The 19,175-nt window shown below is 72.8% G+C and carries 17 protein-coding genes; 12 read left to right on the forward strand and 5 right to left on the reverse strand.

Going from position 1 to position 19,175, the window contains the following annotated elements; translation table 11 throughout:
* Nucleotides 1-57: 57 nt before the first annotated feature.
* From ACFY4B_RS38305 to ACFY4B_RS38325, 5 genes are all read left to right on the forward strand, one after another.
* Nucleotides 58-561, forward strand: coding sequence for a YraN family protein (locus ACFY4B_RS38305; RefSeq protein ID WP_387975806.1), 504 nt, complete (start codon nucleotides 58-60; stop codon nucleotides 559-561).
* Between the two features lies 1 nt (nucleotide 562).
* On the forward strand, nucleotides 563-2,278 hold the full coding sequence (locus ACFY4B_RS38310; RefSeq protein ID WP_387975809.1) for a YifB family Mg chelatase-like AAA ATPase: 1,716 nt from the start codon (nucleotides 563-565) through the stop codon (nucleotides 2,276-2,278).
* A complete protein-coding gene (dprA, locus tag ACFY4B_RS38315; RefSeq protein WP_387975812.1) occupies nucleotides 2,275-3,471 on the forward strand; it encodes a DNA-processing protein DprA in 1,197 nt (398 codons plus the stop codon). The genes ACFY4B_RS38310 and dprA overlap by 4 nt, the downstream gene beginning before the upstream one ends.
* Nucleotides 3,472-3,941: 470 nt before the next feature.
* On the forward strand, nucleotides 3,942-4,865 hold the full coding sequence (whiG, locus tag ACFY4B_RS38320; protein WP_241852776.1) for an RNA polymerase sigma factor WhiG: 924 nt from the start codon (nucleotides 3,942-3,944) through the stop codon (nucleotides 4,863-4,865).
* A gap of 199 nt (nucleotides 4,866-5,064) precedes the next feature.
* A complete protein-coding gene (locus ACFY4B_RS38325; protein ID WP_117491975.1) occupies nucleotides 5,065-5,649 on the forward strand; it encodes a TetR/AcrR family transcriptional regulator in 585 nt (194 codons plus the stop codon).
* A gap of 69 nt (nucleotides 5,650-5,718) precedes the next feature.
* Here the strand turns inward: ACFY4B_RS38325 and ACFY4B_RS38330 are convergent, their stop codons facing one another.
* Nucleotides 5,719-6,414: a murein hydrolase activator EnvC family protein gene (locus ACFY4B_RS38330; RefSeq protein ID WP_387975815.1), complete on the reverse strand. Its 696-nt coding sequence runs from the start codon at nucleotides 6,412-6,414 to the stop codon at nucleotides 5,719-5,721.
* 665 nt (nucleotides 6,415-7,079) lie between these two features.
* On the opposite strand from ACFY4B_RS38330, the gene rpsB reads away from it, so the two are divergent.
* From rpsB to rlmN, 6 genes are all read left to right on the forward strand, one after another.
* A complete protein-coding gene (gene rpsB, locus ACFY4B_RS38335) occupies nucleotides 7,080-7,958 on the forward strand; it encodes a 30S ribosomal protein S2 (protein WP_049657635.1) in 879 nt (292 codons plus the stop codon).
* 129 nt (nucleotides 7,959-8,087) lie between these two features.
* Nucleotides 8,088-8,927: a translation elongation factor Ts gene (tsf, locus tag ACFY4B_RS38340; protein ID WP_074001524.1), complete on the forward strand. Its 840-nt coding sequence runs from the start codon at nucleotides 8,088-8,090 to the stop codon at nucleotides 8,925-8,927.
* A 261-nt stretch (nucleotides 8,928-9,188) separates the two neighbouring features.
* Nucleotides 9,189-9,953, forward strand: coding sequence for a UMP kinase (gene pyrH / locus ACFY4B_RS38345; RefSeq protein WP_030056790.1), 765 nt, complete (start codon nucleotides 9,189-9,191; stop codon nucleotides 9,951-9,953).
* 98 nt (nucleotides 9,954-10,051) lie between these two features.
* A complete protein-coding gene (gene frr, locus ACFY4B_RS38350) occupies nucleotides 10,052-10,609 on the forward strand; it encodes a ribosome recycling factor (RefSeq protein WP_049657639.1) in 558 nt (185 codons plus the stop codon).
* Between the two features lie 284 nt (nucleotides 10,610-10,893).
* A complete protein-coding gene (locus tag ACFY4B_RS38355) occupies nucleotides 10,894-12,111 on the forward strand; it encodes a phosphatidate cytidylyltransferase (protein WP_387975818.1) in 1,218 nt (405 codons plus the stop codon).
* 83 nt (nucleotides 12,112-12,194) lie between these two features.
* Nucleotides 12,195-13,295 carry a 23S rRNA (adenine(2503)-C(2))-methyltransferase RlmN gene (gene rlmN, locus ACFY4B_RS38360; RefSeq protein WP_074001525.1) on the forward strand — a complete coding sequence of 367 codons (1,101 nt, stop codon included), beginning with the start codon at nucleotides 12,195-12,197 and terminating at the stop codon, nucleotides 13,293-13,295.
* A 26-nt stretch (nucleotides 13,296-13,321) separates the two neighbouring features.
* Here the strand turns inward: rlmN and ACFY4B_RS38365 are convergent, their stop codons facing one another.
* From ACFY4B_RS38365 to ACFY4B_RS38380, 4 genes are all read right to left on the reverse strand, one after another.
* Nucleotides 13,322-14,473 carry a hypothetical protein gene (locus ACFY4B_RS38365; protein ID WP_380741074.1) on the reverse strand — a complete coding sequence of 384 codons (1,152 nt, stop codon included), beginning with the start codon at nucleotides 14,471-14,473 and terminating at the stop codon, nucleotides 13,322-13,324.
* A 60-nt stretch (nucleotides 14,474-14,533) separates the two neighbouring features.
* Complete coding sequence (locus tag ACFY4B_RS38370) at nucleotides 14,534-15,289, reverse strand: ABC transporter ATP-binding protein (RefSeq protein ID WP_387975821.1); 756 nt, start codon at nucleotides 15,287-15,289, stop codon at nucleotides 14,534-14,536.
* A 223-nt stretch (nucleotides 15,290-15,512) separates the two neighbouring features.
* The gene (locus ACFY4B_RS38375; protein WP_049651897.1) at nucleotides 15,513-16,907 is read right to left on the reverse strand and encodes an aspartate aminotransferase family protein; all 1,395 of its coding nucleotides are present in this window, start codon (nucleotides 16,905-16,907) and stop codon (nucleotides 15,513-15,515) included.
* On the reverse strand, nucleotides 16,904-17,377 hold the full coding sequence (locus ACFY4B_RS38380) for an Lrp/AsnC family transcriptional regulator (protein ID WP_030306695.1): 474 nt from the start codon (nucleotides 17,375-17,377) through the stop codon (nucleotides 16,904-16,906). The genes ACFY4B_RS38375 and ACFY4B_RS38380 overlap by 4 nt, the downstream gene beginning before the upstream one ends.
* Before the next feature lie 250 nt (nucleotides 17,378-17,627).
* On the opposite strand from ACFY4B_RS38380, the gene ACFY4B_RS38385 reads away from it, so the two are divergent.
* A complete protein-coding gene (locus ACFY4B_RS38385; protein WP_049651898.1) occupies nucleotides 17,628-19,121 on the forward strand; it encodes a gamma-aminobutyraldehyde dehydrogenase in 1,494 nt (497 codons plus the stop codon).
* The last annotated feature ends 54 nt before the right edge of the window (nucleotides 19,122-19,175 follow it).

The following is a 19,175-nucleotide window of genomic DNA, read 5'->3' on the forward strand; positions in this document are numbered from 1 at the left end:
GAATTCCCGGGCCTCGCCGTGCGCGTTGGGGCAGCCTCCTCGGCGGAGGTGGTCACCATGCAGCACACCGTCGTGCAGGACCAGGCCGTACCGGACACGGCCGCAGCCGGGAAGGCCCCGCGGGCGATCCCGGACCGCAGCACCAGGAACGGGCTCGGCCGGTACGGGGAGCGGGTCGCCGCCCGCCGCCTCGCGGAGGCCGGGCTCCGCATCCTGGACCTCAACTGGCGCTGCGCCGAGGGCGAGCTGGACATCGTCGCCCTCGACGGCGACATCGTGGCGGTCTGCGAGGTGAAGACCCGCTCCGAGCGGGGTTTCCAGCAGCCCACCGAGGCCATCGACCGGGCCAAGGCCGCCCGGCTGCAACGCCTGGCCGAGCGCTGGATGGCCGAGCGCTGGCCCGATCACTTCGCCCGGCTGGCCGGCCCCGGCTACGACCCGGGGCCCACCGATCCGCAGTGGCCTCCCGCCCCACCGGGCGGGGTGCGGATCGACTTGGTCGCGGTGGTCAACCGGGCGCGGGGTGCGGCCCTGGTCGACCACCTGCGGGGGGTGGTCTGAGATGGCCTTCGCCCGTACCTGTTCCGTCGCGCTCGTCGGCGTCGACGGAGTGATCGTCGAGGTCCAGGCCGATCTGGAGCCCGGGGTGGCCGCGTTCACCCTGGTCGGCCTGCCCGACAAGGCGCTCACCGAGGCCCGCGACCGGGTCCGTGCCGCGGTCGTGAACAGCGGCGAGGCCTGGCCGCAGCGGAAGCTGACGGTCGGCCTCAGCCCCGCCTCGGTGCCCAAGAGCGGCAGCGGCTTCGACCTCGCGGTGGCCTGTGCCGTGCTGGCCGCCGCCGAACGGCTCGACCCCTCCGCGATCGCCGACCTGCTGATCATCGGCGAGCTGGGGCTGGACGGCCGGGTGCGGCCGGTCAGAGGGGTGCTGCCGTCGGTGCTGGCCGCCGCCGACGCCGGGTACCAGCGGGTCGTGGTCGCCGAGCAGACCGCACCCGAGGCCTCGCTCGTCCCCGGGGTGACGGTGATCGGCGTCCGCAGCCTGCGCCAGCTCGTCGCCATCCTGACCGGCGCGGCGGCACCGGAGGAGCCGCCCGATCCGATCGGAGGCAGGCCCGATCCGCTGATGGCCGGCCTGATGCTGCCCAGCGCCGGCGTGCGGGGCCTGCCCGACGACAGGGCGGCCCGGCTGGACATGGCGGACGTGGCCGGCCAGTACGAGGCCCGACGGGCGCTGGAGATCGCCGCGGCCGGAGGGCACCACCTCTACCTGAAGGGCCCGCCGGGCGCGGGCAAGACGATGCTGGCGGAGCGGTTGCCCGCGCTGCTCCCGCCGCTGACCCAGAAGGAGGCGCTGGAGGTCACCGCCGTCCACTCGGTGGCGGGGCTGCTCCCGGCCGGGCGCCCACTGATCGACACCGCGCCCTACTGCGCCCCGCACCACTCCACGACGATGCCGGCCATCGTCGGCGGCGGCAGCGGTATGCCGAGACCGGGAGCGGTCTCGCTGGCCCACCGGGGCGTGCTCTTCCTGGACGAGGCACCGGAGTTCCCGGTCCGGGTGCTCGACGCGCTGCGCCAGCCGCTGGAGTCGGGCGAGGTGGTGATCGCCCGCTCGGCCGGATCACTGCGGCTCCCGGCCCGCTTCCTGCTCTGCCTGGCGGCCAACCCCTGTCCGTGCGGCCGGTACTCGCGGCGGGGCGAGGGCTGTGAGTGCACCCCCGCCATGGTCAGCCGCTACCAGGGGCGGCTGTCCGGGCCGCTGCTGGACCGGGTCGACCTCCAGGTCCAGGTGGCCCCGGTGACCAGGGTCGAGCTCATGGACCGGGACACCACGGCGGAGACCACCGAGACCGTCGCGGCCCGGGTGCTGGCCGCGCGGGAGCGGGCGGCGGCCCGGCTGGCGAACACCCCGTGGCGGACCAACGCGGAGGTCCCGGGCCACGAGCTGCGCACCCGCTGGCAGCTCACGGCCGGCGCACTCAACGACGCCGCACGGCAGTTGGAGCGGGGGCTGCTGACCGCCCGGGGGCTGGACCGGGTGCTCCGGGTCGCCTGGACGGTGGCCGACCTCGCCGGCCGCGACCGGCCGGACCAACGGGACGTGCGCACCGCCCTGGTCCTGCGCACCGGGGTGGAGCACGGACTGCCGCTGACCGAGCGGGTCTTCGGGCGGCTCGGCGGGATCCCGGCCCAGCGCGCCAGCCCGGACGGCGACTTGTCCGGGGAGTCCGAGGCGCCTGACGAGCGTTCGCGAAACCAGAAGGGTGAGGCATGAACCAGTTGCTGAGACAACCTCGAATTCCCGGTGGTTCCGATGCCGGGCCCGGCCCCGGGGCCACCACCGAGACCGAGCCGGAACGCCTCGCCCGGGTGCTGCTCGGCCGACTCAGCGAGCCGGGCGACGCGGTGGTCGGTCGATGGCTCGCTCAACTTCCCGCCGTCGACGTGGTGAAGGCGATCCGGGACGGGACGGTGCCAGACCACCCGGGACTGGACGCCACCCGACTGTCCGGGTACCAGGCGCGGCTCCCGGGGCTGGACCCGCGGATGGACCTGAATCGGGTACGGGACGTCGGTGGGCGGTTCATCATTCCGGGGGACACGGAATGGCCCAGCCAACTCGACGACCTGGGTGACGGACGCCCGATCGGGCTCTGGGTGACAGGCACCGGCTCGCTGCGGCTGCTCGCGCTCCGCTCGGTCGCGATGGTGGGCTCCCGCGCCTGTACGGCCTACGGCGCCCACGTCGCGGGGGAGCTGTCCGCCCAACTGGCCGAGCGCGGCTGGGTGGTCGTCTCCGGAGCCGCCTACGGGATCGACGCGGCCGCGCACCGTGGGGCGCTCGCGGTCGGTGGGACGACCGCCGCCGTACTCGCCTGCGGCGTCGACGTGGCCTATCCCAAGGGCAACGCCGAACTGATCCGGCGGATCGGCGTCCAGGGCCTGCTGGTCAGCGAACTCCCGCCCGGGGAGCACCCGAACCGCTTCCGCTTCGTCCTCCGCAACCGGGTCATCGCGGCGCTCACCCGGGGGACGGTGGTGGTCGAGGCGGCGGTGCGCAGCGGTGCCCTGAGCACGGCCCGACGGGCGCGGGACCTCAACCGCCACACCATGGGTGTCGCGGGCCCGGTGACCTCGGAACTCTCCGCCGGGGTGCACGCCCTGATCCGCAGTGGCGGTGCCACCCTGGTCACCGACGCGGCCGAGATCACCGAGCTGATCGGGGCGATCGGGGAGGACCTCGCGCCGCAGCGCAGCGGCCCGGTGCTCCCGCGCGACCTGCTGGAGCCGGCGGTGGCCCGGGTGCTGGAGGCCGTACCGGCGACGGCGGAGGGCGCGCCGGTCGAGCGGCTGGCCCGGCAGTCCGGCCTCCCGCCGGACGAAGTCCTGCAACGGCTCTACGAGCTGGGGTCGCTCGGCTACGTGGAGCGGCACGGCGCGCACTGGCGCGTGGTGCGGAGGAGGTGAGCGCTGGGACCGGGAACACGTTTGGGTAGAGGGAACGCATGTCGGATCCGCCCGGCTGACCTGCCGATCCGGTTCTGCTGTCCGTCGCCCGGATCCGGTGTGCGAACGCCACCGGATCGGGGGACGACCGAGTGGCGGTAGCGCTTTGCAGTGAGTTGGTCACGCTACGCTCCACATGCCTTCCCTATCAGCACATGACTCGGCAGAACGGCGCAGACCAACGCATGCCCACACACATTCCCGGACACAGAGTGACCGGTGGCGCTCGGTCCTCGGGAGGGCCGCGGACCGAGCGGCGCCCCGCGTCCGACTACCCGTCCAAGTCGGCGGGGACGATGGGAGGCCTGTCCCGCCAGGGCGGGCGGCCGACGGTGGTGCCCCAGCCTACGGATGCGGCCCGGGGTGCCGAGCCGGCCCCGGGCGCCGGCGCGGCCGACCTCGACGGCGCGCCTGTCGGGGCGCCCGCCGGTGTGCCCCCCGGCGCGGTCGCGGCCGGCGCGCCCCGGCCGCCCGGCAGTGCGCCGGCCCGGGGCGCCACCTCTCCGGCGCTCGCCTCGCCGGTGTCCCCGCTCCGCCGGGAGAAGGCGGCGGACGGCGGCCAGGGGCAGGATGTCCGGGAGGTCGCGGCCCAGGGGCGCACCGCCCTCGAAGAGCTCTGGCGCTCCTACAAGGAGACCGGGGACCAGCGGCTGCGGGAGCAGCTGATCCTCCACTACTCACCGCTCGTCAAGTACGTGGCGGGGCGGGTCGGGGTCGGCCTGCCCTCCAACGTCGAACAGGCGGACTTCGTCTCCTCGGGGGTCTTCGGGCTGATCGACGCGATCGAGAAGTTCGACATCGACCGCGCCATCAAGTTCGAGACCTACGCGATCAGCCGCATCCGGGGCGCGATCATCGACGAGCTGCGCGCCCTGGACTGGATCCCGCGCTCGGTGCGGCAGAAGGCGAAGGCGGTCGAGCGGACGTACGCGACGCTGGAGGCCCGGCTGCGCCGGACGCCGCACGAGCCCGAGGTCGCGGCCGAGATGGGCATCGCGATCGAGGACCTGCACGCCATCTTCAGCCAGCTGTCGCTCGCCAACGTGGTCGCGCTGGACGAACTGCTCCACCCGGTGGGGGAGGGCGGCGACCGGCTGAGCCTGATGGACACCCTGGTCGACCACGGTGCGGACAACCCGGTCGAGGTGGCCGAGGACCGCGAGCTGCGCAGACTGCTGGCCCAGGCGGTCAACACCCTCCCCGAGCGGGAGAAGACGGTGGTGACGCTCTACTACTACGAGGGTCTCACCCTCGCCGAGATCGGGCAGGTGCTGGGGGTGACGGAGAGTCGGGTGAGTCAGATCCACACCAAGTCCGTCCTCCAGCTGCGCGCCAAGCTGTCGGACATCCGGTAGGGCGCCGACGACAAGGGCGCCGGCAGCCGGGGACCGACAGCAAGGGCGCCGGCAGCGAAGGTGCCGGCCGGAGGGGTGTCTGCCGTCGGTCGTCAGAAGCCGGTCGCCGGGCCCGGGCCCCGTTCCGATGCGCGGCGCCGTACCGGCCGGAGGTAGGGCTCCGTACAGTGGGACCGTGCCGAAGATCCGAGCGGCCACGGTGGCCGAGCATCGCCAGCTCCAGCGGGCAGCCCTCCTCGATGCTGCCCGCATCCTGCTGACCGAGGGTGGCATGGAGGCCCTGACCTTCCCCGCGCTCGCGGCGCGCGCCGGGCTGGCGCGCTCCTCGGTCTACGAGTACTTCCGCTCCCGCGCCGCCGTGGTCGAGGCGCTCTGTGAGGTGGACCTCCCGCTCTGGGCGGCCGAGATCGAGGCCGGGATGGCGAGCTGCGACACCGCCGTCGAGCGGATCGAGGCCTACGTCCGGGGCCAGCTGGCACTGGCCGCCGACCCCCGGCACCGCGCGGTGGTGGCGATCTCGGCGCTGGAGCTCGACGAGGCCGCGCGTGAGCGGATCAGGGCGGCGCACGGCAGGCTGGCCGGTCTGGTCGGCCGGACGCTGGAGGAACTCGGCCACGAGCAGCCCCGGCTCGCCGCGGCCCTGGTCCAGGGCGTCGTGGAGGCGGCGACCCGCAGGGCCGAGCAGGCCGCGACCGGGGGCCGCGCCGGCTGTGCGACCGAGAGCCCCGAGGAGATCGCCGACGCCGCCGTCGCGATGGTGCTGCGCGGGCTCGTCCGCGCCTGAGCCCGGCTCCGGGCCTGCCCTCGACCCCGGCCCAGGCCCTGACCCGCACCCCACCCCCGGCCCGGCGCCCTACCCGTCCCCGCCGTCCAGTGGCAGCAGCCGGGCCGTGCCCGCGCCGAAGAGGGCCAGCGGGTCGAGGTAGCGGTTTCCGCGCAGCAGCCCCCAGTGCAGGCAGTCGCGCCCGGCGCAGTGCCGCCCGTTTGGAGCGAGCAGTCCGATCGTCTGTCCGGCGGCCACCGGGGTGCCGACCGGGACGGTGCCGGTGACGGGCAGATAGGTGGTCCGGAGCGGGGGAGAGCCCGAGCCCGGGTGGGAGACGGTCACCACCGGCCGTCCCGCCACCGGCCCGGAGAACGTGACCACTCCGGGAGCCGCCGCCCGGACCTCCGCCCCGGGTGCGGCGGCGAGGTCCACCCCCCGGTGCCCGGCGGCCCAGACCTTCGCCGGCGGCTCGAACCGGCCCAGCACCCCGTCCGGGCCACCCACCGGCCAGGCCCGCGCACCACCCCGCCCGGCCTCGCCGCCCGGGCCCGGGACGCCGACCGCACCGACCGCACCGACGGCACCGAAGCCTCCCAAAGCCCGTGAGGCTCCTGAGACGCCCGAGGCATAGGAAGCCCCCGGCGCCGCGAGCACGACCACGAGCACCACCGCCACCCACAGCGGCAGCACCCCGTGAGCCCGCCGACCGGCCCGACCCACCTGGCCCACCCCGATCACCCCGATCACCCCGATCACCCCACCGAACCACCCGCGACCAGTCATGCCCGCAGGCTCGCCCCCGCGCCGCCCCCGCACCACCCACATTCGGATTCCTGTGGACAAACCGCCCCCACGCCCGAGCGCCATCCCCCGGGCGGGTGTACGGGCGCCGCCATCCGGTGTACAAACGGCATACCGGTGACGGACCCGGGGCAGGCGGTCGACCGACCCGCGTCCGCCCCCGCACCCGCCTCCGCGCCCACGCCGAGCTCCACCTCCGACTCCACCCCCGGCCGCCCCGCGCGACCCGCCCCGACCCCGCCGCCGTCCCACGGGAACGCTGCCGCCGCCCCACCGGAACCCGCCCACCCCGGCCGTTCCCCGGGCTCCTCCCAGGTCCTCGGCGGGCCCCCGGCCACGCGTGGAGTCGCCCGCCCCTCGGCGCTTCCCGTACACTTCACACGCGACCCGGTCCGCCGGGTCGACTTCGCACGCCCCGCCACCGGCGGCCGGACGCGGTTCGTCCGCAGCCCCGCCAGGTGCGAGTGCCGCTCGGTCCGCCGAGCCCGACCGGCCCCCGGGCCGGAAGGGTGGTAGCGGCTCGGCACGTTCGGGGCGTCAGGCGTGGCTGTCACCTGGCCGCCACGGACAAACCGAGACTGACCCGGCTGTGGGCTATCGCTGCGACGCAGTGCCGCTGCCGGGCCGTAACACCAAGGAGTACGGCAATGGCCGTCGTCACGATGCGGGAGCTGCTGGAGAGCGGCGTCCACTTCGGTCACCAGACCCGCCGCTGGAACCCGAAGATGAAGCGCTTCATCATCACCGAGCGCAACGGCATCTACATCATCGACCTCCTGCAGTCGCTGAACTACATCGACCGCGCCTTCGAGTTCATCAAGGAGACCGTTGCCCACGGCGGCAGCGTCCTCTTCGTCGGCACGAAGAAGCAGGCCCAGGAGGCCATCGCCGAGCAGGCCACCCGCGTGGGCATGCCCTACGTGAACCAGCGCTGGCTCGGCGGCATGCTGACCAACTTCTCGACCGTCTACAAGCGCCTTCAGCGTCTGAAGGAGCTCGGCGAGCTGGACTTCTCGGACGTGGCCGGCTCCGGTCTCACCAAGAAGGAGCTCCTGGTCCTCCAGCGCGAGCACGACAAGCTGGAGAAGACCCTCGGCGGTATCCGCGACATGCAGCGCGTTCCCAGCGCCGTCTGGATCGTGGACACCAAGAAGGAGCACATCGCGGTCGGCGAGGCCCGGAAGCTCAACATCCCGGTCGTCGCCATCCTCGACACCAACTGTGACCCGGACGAGGTCGACTACAAGATCCCGGGCAACGACGACGCGATCCGCTCCGTCACCCTGCTGACCCGCGTGATCGCCGACGCCGTGGCCGAGGGCCTGAAGTCCCGCGCCGGTGTCGCCAAGGGCGACGCCAAGGCCGAGCCGGGCGCCGACCAGCCGCTGGCCGCCTGGGAGAAGGACCTCATCGAGGGCGAGAAGAAGGCCGAGGAGGCCCCCGCCGAGGCCGCCGCCGAGGCCCCCGCCGCCGAGGAGGCCGCTGTCGAGGCCCCCGCCACCGAGGCGCCGGCCGAGCAGGCCTGACGTACCAAGGGTGAGGGGCACCGGCCGGTACGAAGCCGGCAGGTGCCCCTCTCTCCCGCGCCGGGACCGAACCAGCGGTCCCGGCGCATCCCCACGCAGACACGCGAGACGCGAGAAGAGATTCACACCATGGCGAACTTCACCGCCGCGGACGTCAAGAAGCTCCGTGAGCTCACCGGCGCCGGCATGATGGACTGCAAGAAGGCCCTGGACGAGGCCGAGGGCAACGTCGAGAAGGCCGTCGAGCTCCTGCGCATCAAGGGCCAGAAGGGCGTTGCCAAGCGCGAGGGCCGTGACGCCTCCAACGGCGCCGTCGCCGCGCTCATCGCCGAGGACAAGAAGTCCGGCGTTCTGGTCGAGCTGAACTGCGAGACGGACTTCGTCGCCAAGGGTGACAACTTCGTCCAGGTCGCCGACGCCATCGCCGCCCACGTCGCGAAGACCGCCCCGGCCGACCTGGACGCCGCCCTGGCTTCCGAGATCGAGGCCGGCAAGACCGTCCAGCAGTTCGTCGACGAGGCCAACGCGACCCTGGGCGAGAAGATCGTCTTCCGTCGCTTCGCCCAGTTCGACGGTGACGGCTTCGTCGCGGTCTACCTCCACAAGACCAGCCCCGACCTGCCGCCGGCCGTCGGCGTCCTGGTCGAGCTGGACAAGGAGAACGCCGAGGTCGCCAAGGACGTCGCGCAGCACATCGCCGCCTTCGCGCCGAAGTACCTGTCCCGCGAGGAGATCCCGGCCGAGGAGCTCGAGAACGAGCGCCGCGTCGCCGAGGCCACCGCCCGCGAGGAGGGCAAGCCGGAGGCCGCCCTGTCGAAGATCGTCGAGGGCCGCGTCACGGGCTTCGTGAAGGAGAACTCCGTCCTGGAGCAGGCCTTCGCGAAGGACAACAAGAAGACCGTCGCCAAGGTCCTCGAGGAGAACGGCGTCGCCCTCAAGCGCTTCGCCCGCTTCCGCGTCGGCGCCTGAGCCACGTTCCACCTGGTCCCCGGCCCCCTTACGCTGGGAACCGCCCCCGCCCGCTGACCGGGGCGGGAGGAACGCCGAACGGGCTCACCCCGCGCCTACCGCCAACGGGCGGGCTCGCGTCGGCACCATGAACGACGAGGAGGCCATTGCCGTGCAGGACACCGAACCGGTTCCCGCGGCAGTGGCCTCCTCGCGTGTACGCGCAGGCCGGGCATCCGCACACCCGCGTCTGTGACCAGTAGGTGCAAAAAGGAGAAGTCCATGCAGGAGACGCAGGAGACCGCGCAGGACCCCAAGGCCGGCTCGCGCCGCCGGGTGCTGCTCAAGCTGTCCGGTGAAGCCTTCGCCGGTGGTGGCGGGCTCGGCGTCGACCCGGACGTCGTGCACGCGATCGCCCGGGAGATCGCCACCGTCGTCCGTGCCGGTACCGAGGTCGCGGTGGTCATCGGCGGCGGCAACTTCTTCCGGGGTGCCGAGCTCCAGGTCCGCGGCATGGACCGGGCCCGCTCCGACTACATGGGCATGCTCGGCACCGTCATGAACTGCCTGGCGCTGCAGGACTTCCTGGTCAAGGAAGGCATCGAGACCCGGGTCCAGACCGCCATCACCATGGGCCAGGTCGCCGAGCCGTACCTGCCGCTGCGGGCCGTCCGGCACCTGGAGAAGGGCCGCGTGGTGATCTTCGGCGCCGGTATGGGCATGCCGTACTTCTCCACCGACACCACGGCCGTCCAGCGCGCCCTGGAGATCCACGCCGACGTCCTGCTGATGGGCAAGAACGGCGTGGACGGCGTCTACGACTCCGACCCGCGGACCAACCCGGACGCGGTCAAGTTCGACGCGCTGGAGTACTCCGAGGTCATCGCGCGCGACCTCAAGGTCGCCGACCTCACCGCGATCACGCTGTGCAAGGACAACAACCTGCCGATGCTGGTCTTCGAGCTGCTGGCGGAGGGCAATATCGCGCGTGCGGTGAAGAGTGAGAAGATCGGCACACTCATCAGCCAGGATTCTGTCCGGGCCTGAGCAGCAACCAGCCGTACGGGACGGCGGCGGCGCCGTGACCGGCCGCCGCGCCGACACCGGTCGGGACAACAGCAGATGAACCGGACAGGGAGACCACAGTGATCGAAGAGACCCTCCTCGAGGCCGAGGAGAAGATGGAGAAGGCCGTCAGCGTCGCCAAGGACGACCTCGCGGCCATCCGCACCGGCCGCGCGCACCCGGCGATGTTCGCCAAGATCGTCGCGGAGTACTACGGCGCCGTGACGCCGATCAACCAGCTGGCCTCCTTCTCGGTGCCGGAGCCGCGGATGGCGGTCGTCTCGCCGTTCGACAAGACCGCGCTGAAGGCCATCGAGCAGGCGATCCGCGACTCCGACCTGGGCGTCAACCCGTCCAACGACGGCTCGATCATCCGCGTGGTGCTGCCCGAGCTGACCGAGGAGCGCCGCCGGGAGTTCATCAAGATCGCCCGCACCAAGGGCGAGGACGCCAAGGTCTCGATCCGCGCTGTGCGCCGCAAGGCCAAGGACGCGATCGACAAGCTGGTGAAGGACGGCGAGGTCGGCGAGGACGACGGCCGCCGCGGCGAGAAGGAGCTCGACGACACCACGGCCAAGTACGTGGCCCAGGTCGACGAGCTGCTGAAGCACAAGGAAGCCGAGCTGCTCGAGGTCTGATGAACGACGCCCCTGACGCCCCCGGCTACTGGGGCCCGTCCGACCAGCAGTTCCAGCCCTACCGCCCGGCGCCGCACCCGCAGGCCGCCCCTGTCCCGGCCCACCCGGCGCCGGGGTACGGCGCGCGGCCTGCGGCGCCGGCCCCGGGGCATCCCGGTCACCCGGGCGGCCACGCCGTGCCCCCGGGCACGCCGGGCGTCCCCCCGGGAGCGCCGGGCCTCCGTTCGGATCAGCCGCAGCAGCCTCCGGTGTACTGGGGCGGCGACGCGGAGGAGACTCAGGTCATGCCTCCCGTACCGGCCGAGCCCGGCCCGCCGCCCGGCACGCCCGACCACGGTCGGTCGGCCGGCCGTGGTCGGCCCGCGGCCCACGGGCGGCCCGCCACCGGCGGCCCGGCCGACCCCGCCGAGGGGCAGGCCCGGGGGGCCGGTCGGCTGAGCGGCCCGCTGTTCCGGGACGAACAGCCCGAGCCGGCGCCGCCGGGCGTCACGGAGACGGTCGTGCTGCGCGCGATATCCGACGACGCCGCCCCCGGTCACGGCACCCCGCCGCACCCGGGGGCACCGGTGCATCCCGCGCCGCCGGCGAACCACCTGGCGGCCGGGCAGCCCCGCTTCGTGCCGTCGTCCCTCCCAGGGCAGGAGACACCCGTGGCCGCCCAGCCCGCTCCGCAGCCGCAGCCGCGCAAGCAGCGCGGCGGCCGTAACCTCCAGGCCGCCATAGGCGTGGGCGTCGGCCTCGGTGCGGTGATCATCGCCTCGCTGTTCGTGGTGAAGGCGCTGTTCCTGGTCGTCGTGATGGCCGCGGTCGCGGTCGGCGTCTGGGAGCTGACCAGCCGGCTCGCCGAGCGCAAGCAGATCAAGGCGCCGCTGGTCCCGCTGGTCGTGGGCGGCATCGCGATGGTCGCCACCGGCTACTGGTCCGGCATCCAGTGGGCCGCCGCCTCGCTCGCGCTGACCGGGCTGGCGGTGATGGTCTGGCGGATGGCCGAGCCGCCGGAGGACTACCTGCGGGACATAACGGCAGGCGTGTTCACGGCCTTCTACGTGCCGTTCCTGGCCACCTTCGTGGCGATGATGCTGGCGGCCGACGACGGCCCCCAGCGGATCGTGCTCTTCCTGATCGTGACGATCTGCAGCGACACCGGCGCCTACGCGGTGGGCTACAAGTTCGGGAAGACCAAGCTGGCCCCGACGATCAGCCCGGGCAAGACCCGCGAGGGCCTGGCCGGCGGCATCGGCCTGTCGATGCTGGCGGGCGCGCTGCTGATGGAGCTGATCATCGACGGCGGCAGCTGGTGGCAGGGCCTGATCCTGGGCGGCTGCGCGGCGGTCACCGCGACCCTGGGCGACCTGGGCGAGTCGATGATCAAGCGCGACCTCGGGATCAAGGACATGGGCACGCTGCTGCCCGGCCACGGCGGCATCATGGACCGGCTGGACTCGCTCCTGCCGACCGCCCCGGTGGTCTGGCTGCTGCTGGCGGCCTTCGTCGGCAGCTGACCCGCCCGGGCGGGACGTACGAGGTGAGGGCCCCGGACGCCAGGCGTCCGGGGCCCTCGCGCGTCTGCGACACTGGAACAACCATGCCTAAGCCCGGAGAACTCACCTTTGTCGCGCCGCGCGGCGCCAAGCCCCCGCGACACCTCGCCGACCTGAGCCCCGCCGAGCGCAAGGAGGCCGTCGCCGAGCTGGGCGAGCAGCCGTTCCGCGCCAAGCAGCTCTCCAACCACTACTTCGGCCGGATGTCGAACGACCCGGCGAGCTGGACGGACATCCCCGCCGCCAGCCGGGAGAAGCTCACTGGGAGCCTGCTGCCCGAGCTGATGTCGGTGGTCCGGCACGTCTCCTGCGACGACGACGCCACCCGCAAGACGCTCTGGAAGCTGTTCGACGGCACGCTCGTGGAATCCGTGCTGATGCGCTACCCGGACCGGGTCACCATGTGCATCAGCTCGCAGGCCGGCTGCGGCATGAACTGCCCGTTCTGCGCCACCGGCCAGGCCGGTCTGACCCGCAACCTGTCCACCGGCGAGATCGTCGAGCAGATCGCCTCCGGGATGCGCGCGCTCAAGGCGGGGGAGATCCCCGGCGGCGAGGCGCGGCTGTCCAACGTGGTCTTCATGGGCATGGGCGAGCCGCTGGCCAACTACAACCGGGTGCTGGCCGCGATCCGCCGGCTGACCGACCCGGCCCCGGACGGCTTCGGCCTGTCCCAGCGCGGCATCACGGTCTCCACCGTCGGCCTCGTTCCGGCGATGAACCGGTTCGCCGACGAGGGCCTCAGCTGCCGTCTGGCGCTGTCGCTGCACGCCCCGGACGACGAGCTGCGCGACGAGCTGGTCCCGGTGAACACCCGGTGGAAGGTCGCCGAGGTGCTGGACGCGGCCTGGAACTACGCGGAGAAGTCCGGCCGCCGGATCTCCATCGAGTACGCGCTGATCAAGGACATCAACGACCAGGCCTGGCGGGCCGACCTGCTCGGCCGCCTGATCAAGAACCACCGGGTGCACGTCAACCTGATCCCGCTGAACCCGACCCCGGGTTCCAAGTGGACGGCCTCCCGGCCCGAGGACGAGCGCGAGTTCGTCCGCCGCCTCCAGTCGCACGGCGTGCCGACGACCGTCCGCGACACCCGCGGCCAGGAGATCGACGGCGCCTGCGGCCAGCTCGCCGCGGCGGGCTAGGACAGGCGCCAGGCGCGTGGCGCGGGTCAGCGCAGGCCGGCGGCCGCCAGTGCGGCGGTCGCCCCGCCGGTCAGCAGCAGTGTGCTGCCCACCGCGAGGGTGCGCAGCGCGACCGCGCCGAACAGCAGCCGGGGCGAGGTGCCGAGGCGCAGCAGCGCGTCGGTGACCTCCCGGCGGTCGGTGCGGACCTCGGCGAGCCGGGTGACCACCGCGGCGGCCGCGCAGCCGAGCACCAGGCAGGCCTCGACCGCGGGCAGCGCGTCGGCGCTGTCGGGCGTGCCGATCCAGTAGCGGACGGTGGTGAGCACCAGCGCGACGGCGAGGGTGAGCACGGCCAGCGGTGCGCCGAGCCGCCGGGCCTGGGCGGTGAGCCCGCGCCCGGCCAGCAGCCGCAGCGGGGTGGGCCGTCCGACGGCGAGCAGCCGCCCGGCCCAGCCCAGCAGCGGGCCGGTGAGCAGGGCGAGGCCGAGCGCGCTGGCGGCCCAGCCGCCGAGGGCGGCGGTGCTGGTGCTGCCGAGCCCGGCGGGCAGGTGGATCGGGCGGCCGTCGGCGGCGGCGCCGGGGCGCAGGGCGATGAGTTCGAGCGCGGCGCCGATGACGCCCAGTCCGGTCGCCAGGGCGATCCGCCAGACGCCGAAGCCGGTCGGGGCCTGGGTGCGGCCGCCGGGCAGGGTCTCGGTGACGGGCACCGCGCAGGCGGCGGCGGTGCCGGCGGTGAGCGGGACCAGGGCGAGCAGGGCGACCGGTGCGGCGGCCGGCAGCGGCACGCCCATGCCGAGGTCGGGGGCGAGCCCGGGCCCGGCGACGTCGTTGCGCAGCACCAGGAAGGCCAGCAGGGTCAGCACGCTGCCGAGGGTGGAGGCGAGCGCGACCTCGCCGGCGATCAGCGTCCGGATCCGGTGGGAGCCGGCTCCGGCGGCGGTGAGGCCGGCGATCCGCTCGGGTCGCCGGGCGGGCACCGCGCGGGCGGCGACGGCCGCGAACCAGGCGACGGCGGCGAGCGGGGGCAGGCACCAGAGCAGCCGGGCCAGCGGGCCGGCGCCGCCGGCCGGGTCGCTCATCGCCCGGCCGAGGGAGCGCAGCAGGAAGGCGGCGACCACGGCGGCGGCCAGCGCGGTGAGCAGCCAGCGGCCGAGGTCGGGCACCCGGTAGCCCCGGGCCAGACGGAAATAGAACACGTCGACTCTTTCAGCGGCTCGGCGGCGTTCGGTGGCTCGGCGTTCGGCGGCCCGGCGCCGTCAGCGGCGGGTGGCCGTGACGGCGGGCGCCCCGTTGGCCCCGGGGGCGGTGGTGCCGCGGGGGACGGGGGCGACGGGGGCGGTGAGCCGTCCGTCGACGAGGGCGACAGCGCGGTCCGCGAACCGGACGAGTTCGGCGTCGTGGGTGGCCAGGACGAGGGTGAGCTGGTGGGACCGGGCCGCGCTGGTCAGTATCCGCATGACCTGGTCGGCGGCCTCGCGGTGCAGCGGGGCGGTGGGGTCGTCGGCGAAGACCACGGGCGGCAGCGGGGCCAGGGCGCGGGCGACGGCGACCCGCTGGCGCCGGCTCTGGACGAGCCGATCGGGGCGCAGCCGGGCGCAGTCGCCGACGTCGAGGCGTTCCAGCCACTCGTCGGCGGCGGTGTAGGCGGCCTTGTTGCCGGCCCCGGCGAGCAGCAGCGGCAGGGCGACGTTCTCCCGGGCGGTCAGTTCGGGCACCAGGTGGGGCTCCGAGCCGACGAAGCCGAAGCGGTCGCGGCGCAGCCGTTCGCGGCCGGCTCGGGCGAGGGTGTGCACGGGGGCGCTGTTGAACCAGACCTCGCCCTCGTCGACCGGGAGCTGCGCGGAGAGGCAGCCGAGCAGGGTGCTCTTGCCGGAGCCGCGCGGGCCGGTGACGGCGAGCACCTCGCCCTCGCGGACGCCGATCGAGATGCCGCGCAGGGCGGGGGTGCCGTCATGGGACTTGACGATCCCTCGGGCCCACAGCACGTCGTTGTCAGGCGGTGCCGCTGACATGAGGATCCATCCTGGGTGGCCGCAGGGATATGACAGTCGTCAGATTAGAACGAGGGGGCCGGGTCGCGGTTGCGGCGCACTGGTCCATCACGGGCAAATCACCCGCATTCAGGCATGTTTGGTCGTACGACTGTGATGTTGAGCGGACCGGGGACGCCGAAGGGCGGCCCCGCGGGGAGCGGGGCCGCCCTTCGGCGGAGGGTGGGGAAGAAGGCTCAGGGGATCAGATCTTCGCCCACGCGTCGGTGAGGCTGGTCCGCAGGATCTGCTCGATCTCGTCGAAGGTCGACTGGTCGGAGATCAGCGGCGGGGCCAGCTGGATGACCGGGTCGCCACGGTCGTCGGCGCGGCAGTACAGGCCGTTGTCGAAGAGGGCCTTCGACAGGAAGCCGTAGAGGACGCGCTCGACCTCCTCGTCGTTGAACGACTCCTTGGTGACCTTGTCCTTCACGAGCTCGATGCCGTAGAAGTACCCGTTGCCGCGGACGTCGCCGACGATCGGCAGGTCGCGCAGCTTGTCCAGGGTGCCCAGGAACGCCGACTCGTTGTCGAGCACGTGCTGGTTCAGGCCCTCGCGCTCGAAGATGTCGAGGTTGGCCAGCGCCACCGCGGAGGAGACCGGGTGGCCACCGAAGGTGTAGCCGTGCAGGAAGGTGTTGTCACCCTTGTAGAACGGCTCGGCGAGGCGGTCCGAGATGATCGTGGCGCCGATCGGGGAGTAGCCCGAGGTCATGCCCTTGGCGCAGGTGATCATGTCGGGCTGGTAGCCGAACTTGTCGGCGCCGAACATGGTGCCCAGGCGGCCGAAGGCGCAGATGACCTCGTCCGAGACCAGCAGCACGTCGTGGCGGTCGCAGATCTCGCGCAGGCGCTGGAAGTACCCGGGCGGCGGCGGGAAGCAGCCACCGGCGTTCTGCACCGGCTCGACGAAGACGGCGGCGACGGTCTCGGCGCCCTCGTTGAGGATGGCCACCTCGATCTCGTCGGCGCACCAGCGGCCGTAGGCCTCGGGGTCGACCGTGCCGTCGGGGCCCTCGAGGAAGGCCGGGGCGCGGTAGATGTTGGTGTTGGGCGCCTTGTGGGTGCCCGGGACCAGCGGCTCGAACGGGGCCTTCAGGCCCGGCAGGCCGGTGATCGACAGGGCGCCCTGCGGGGTGCCGTGGTAGGCGACGGCGCGCGAGATGACCTTGTACTTGGTCGGCTTGCCGGTCAGCTTGAAGTACTGCTTGGCGAGCTTCCAGGCGGTCTCGACGGCCTCGCCGCCACCGGTGGAGAAGAAGACCTTGTTCAGGTCGCCCGGGGCGTAGTTGGCCAGGCGCTCGGCCAGTTCGACGGCCTTCGGGTGGGCGTAGCTCCACACCGGGAAGAAGGCGAGCTCCTTGGCCTGCTTGGCGGCGGCCTCGGCGAGCTCCTCACGGCCGTGGCCGGCCTGGACGACGAACAGGCCGGCGAGGCCGTCGAGGTACTTGCGTCCCTTGTCGTCCCAGACGTAGGTGCCCTCGCCCTTGACGATCGTCGGCACGGGGGAGTTCTCGTACGACGACATGCGGGTGAAGTGCATCCACAGGTGGTCGTAGGCGGTCTTGGAAAGGTCCTTCTGCGCCGGGTCGGCTGTCATCGGGTGCCCCAGGTGTAGGTCTGTTTCCGGAGCTTCAGGTAAACGAAGCTCTCGGTGCTCCGCACGCCGGGAAGCGCGCGGATGCGCTTGTTGATCATTTCGAGCAGGTGCTCGTCGTCCTCGCAGACCAGTTCGGCCAGGAGGTCGAACGAGCCTGCGGTGCAGACGACGTAGTCGACCTCGTCGAGGGCGGCCAACGCGTCGGCGACGGGTTCGATGTCGCCCTCGACCCGGATGCCGACCATCGCCTGGCGGGTGAAGCCGACGGTGAGCGGGTCCGTGACGGCGACGATCTGCATCACGCCCTGGTCGAGCAGCTTCTGGACGCGCTGCCGCACGGCCGCCTCGGACAGGCCGACGGCCTTGCCGATGGCGGCGTACGGGCGGCGCCCGTCCTCCTGGAGCTGCTCGATGATCGCCTTGGAGGCGGCGTCGAGGGGAACGCTGGCGTTCCGGTCGCGGTTGGCCACGCGGCCACTGTGCCTGATCGTTCGCGCGTTCGCAAGCGTGGAAACTGCTGATTTCGTCGTGATCTTGGAAAACGTATGCGGATTTCATTGCCGGAGCGCACTCCGCCTGTCGATACCAGCAGTCGTGCGGCTACCCTGGCACCGTACGCGCGCGCCCCCGAGGGCCGCCGCACGTACCGCCACCAGTGGACCGCGCCGCTCCGGGTGCGGCCACTCGGGACCCTTCGTACGCCGGACCCGCCGACGTACCATGGCGCCGGAATCTGCAACGCCGCAGGCCCAGACCGAGGAGAGATCCGTGAGCGACCTTCGCACGCTGCGCAACTACATCAACGGTGAGTTCGTCGACGCGGTCGACGGCCGCACGCTCGACATCGTCGACCCGACCACCGGCGAGGTCTACGCGACGTCGCCGCTGTCCGGTGCCGCTGACGTGGACGCCGCCATGGCCTCGGCCGCCGCCGCGTTCCCGATCTGGCGCGACTCCACCCCGAGCACCCGGCAGAAGCTGCTGCTCAAGATCGCCGACGCGGTCGAGGCCCGCGCCGACGAGATCGTCGACACCGAGGTGCGCAACACCGGCAAGCCCCGCGCGCTGACCCTCTCCGAGGAGATCGGCCCGATGGTGGACCAGATCCGGTTCTTCGCCGGTGCGGCCCGCATGCTGGAGGGCAAGGCCGCCGGTGAGTACATGGACGGGATGACCTCGATCATCCGCCGCGAGCCGGTCGGCGTCTGCGCCCAGGTCGCGCCGTGGAACTACCCGATGATGATGGCCGTCTGGAAGTTCGCCCCGGCCATCGCCGCGGGCAACGCCGTCGTGCTGAAGCCCTCCGACACCACCCCGGCCTCCACCGTGCTGCTGGCCGAGATCATCGGCGGCGTGCTCAAGGAGCTGGAGCTGCCGGCCGGCGTCTTCAACGTCATCTGCGGCGACCGCGAGACCGGCAAGCTGATGGTCGAGCACAAGACCCCGGCGATGGCCTCCATCACCGGCTCGGTGCGCGCCGGCATCTCGGTCGCCGAGTCCGCTTCCAAGGACGTCAAGCGCGTCCACCTGGAGCTGGGCGGCAAGGCCCCGGTCGTGGTCTTCGAGGACGCCGACATCGCCGAGGCCGTCGAGGGCATCTCGGTGGCGGGCTACTTCAACGCCGGCCAGGACTGTACGGCCGCCACCCGCGTGCTGGTCCACGAGTCGATCCACGACGCCTTCGTCGAGGCGCTGGCCAAGGCCGCGGCCGAGACCAAGACCGGCGGCGTGGACGACGAGGACGTGCTGTACGGCCCGCTGAACAACGCCAACCAGCTGAAGCAGGTCTCCGGCTTCATCGAGCGGCTGCCCGCCCACGCCAAGGTCGAGGCCGGTGGCCACCGGGTCGGCGACAAGGGGTACTTCTACGCCCCGACCGTCGTCTCCGGCCTGAACCAGGACGACGAGATCATCCAGAACGAGGTCTTCGGCCCGGTCATCACCGTGCAGAAGTTCACCGACGAGGACCAGGCCGTCGAGTACGCCAACGGCGTCGAGTTCGCGCTGGCCTCCTCGGTGTGGACCAAGGACCACGCCCGCGCCATGCGGATGTCGCGCCGCCTGGACTTCGGCTGCGTCTGGATCAACACCCACATCCCGCTGGTCGCCGAGATGCCGCACGGCGGCTTCAAGAAGTCCGGCTACGGCAAGGACCTGTCGGCGTACGGCTTCGAGGACTACACCCGGGTGAAGCACGTCATGACCGCGATCTGATCAATTGATCACCGGCTGAACCGACCATGGGCCCGGGTCTTCTCGACCCGGGCC

The sequence above is a fragment of the Kitasatospora sp. NPDC001261 genome (genome assembly GCF_042896795.1).
Classification (GTDB): Bacteria; Actinomycetota; Actinomycetes; order Streptomycetales; family Streptomycetaceae; genus Kitasatospora.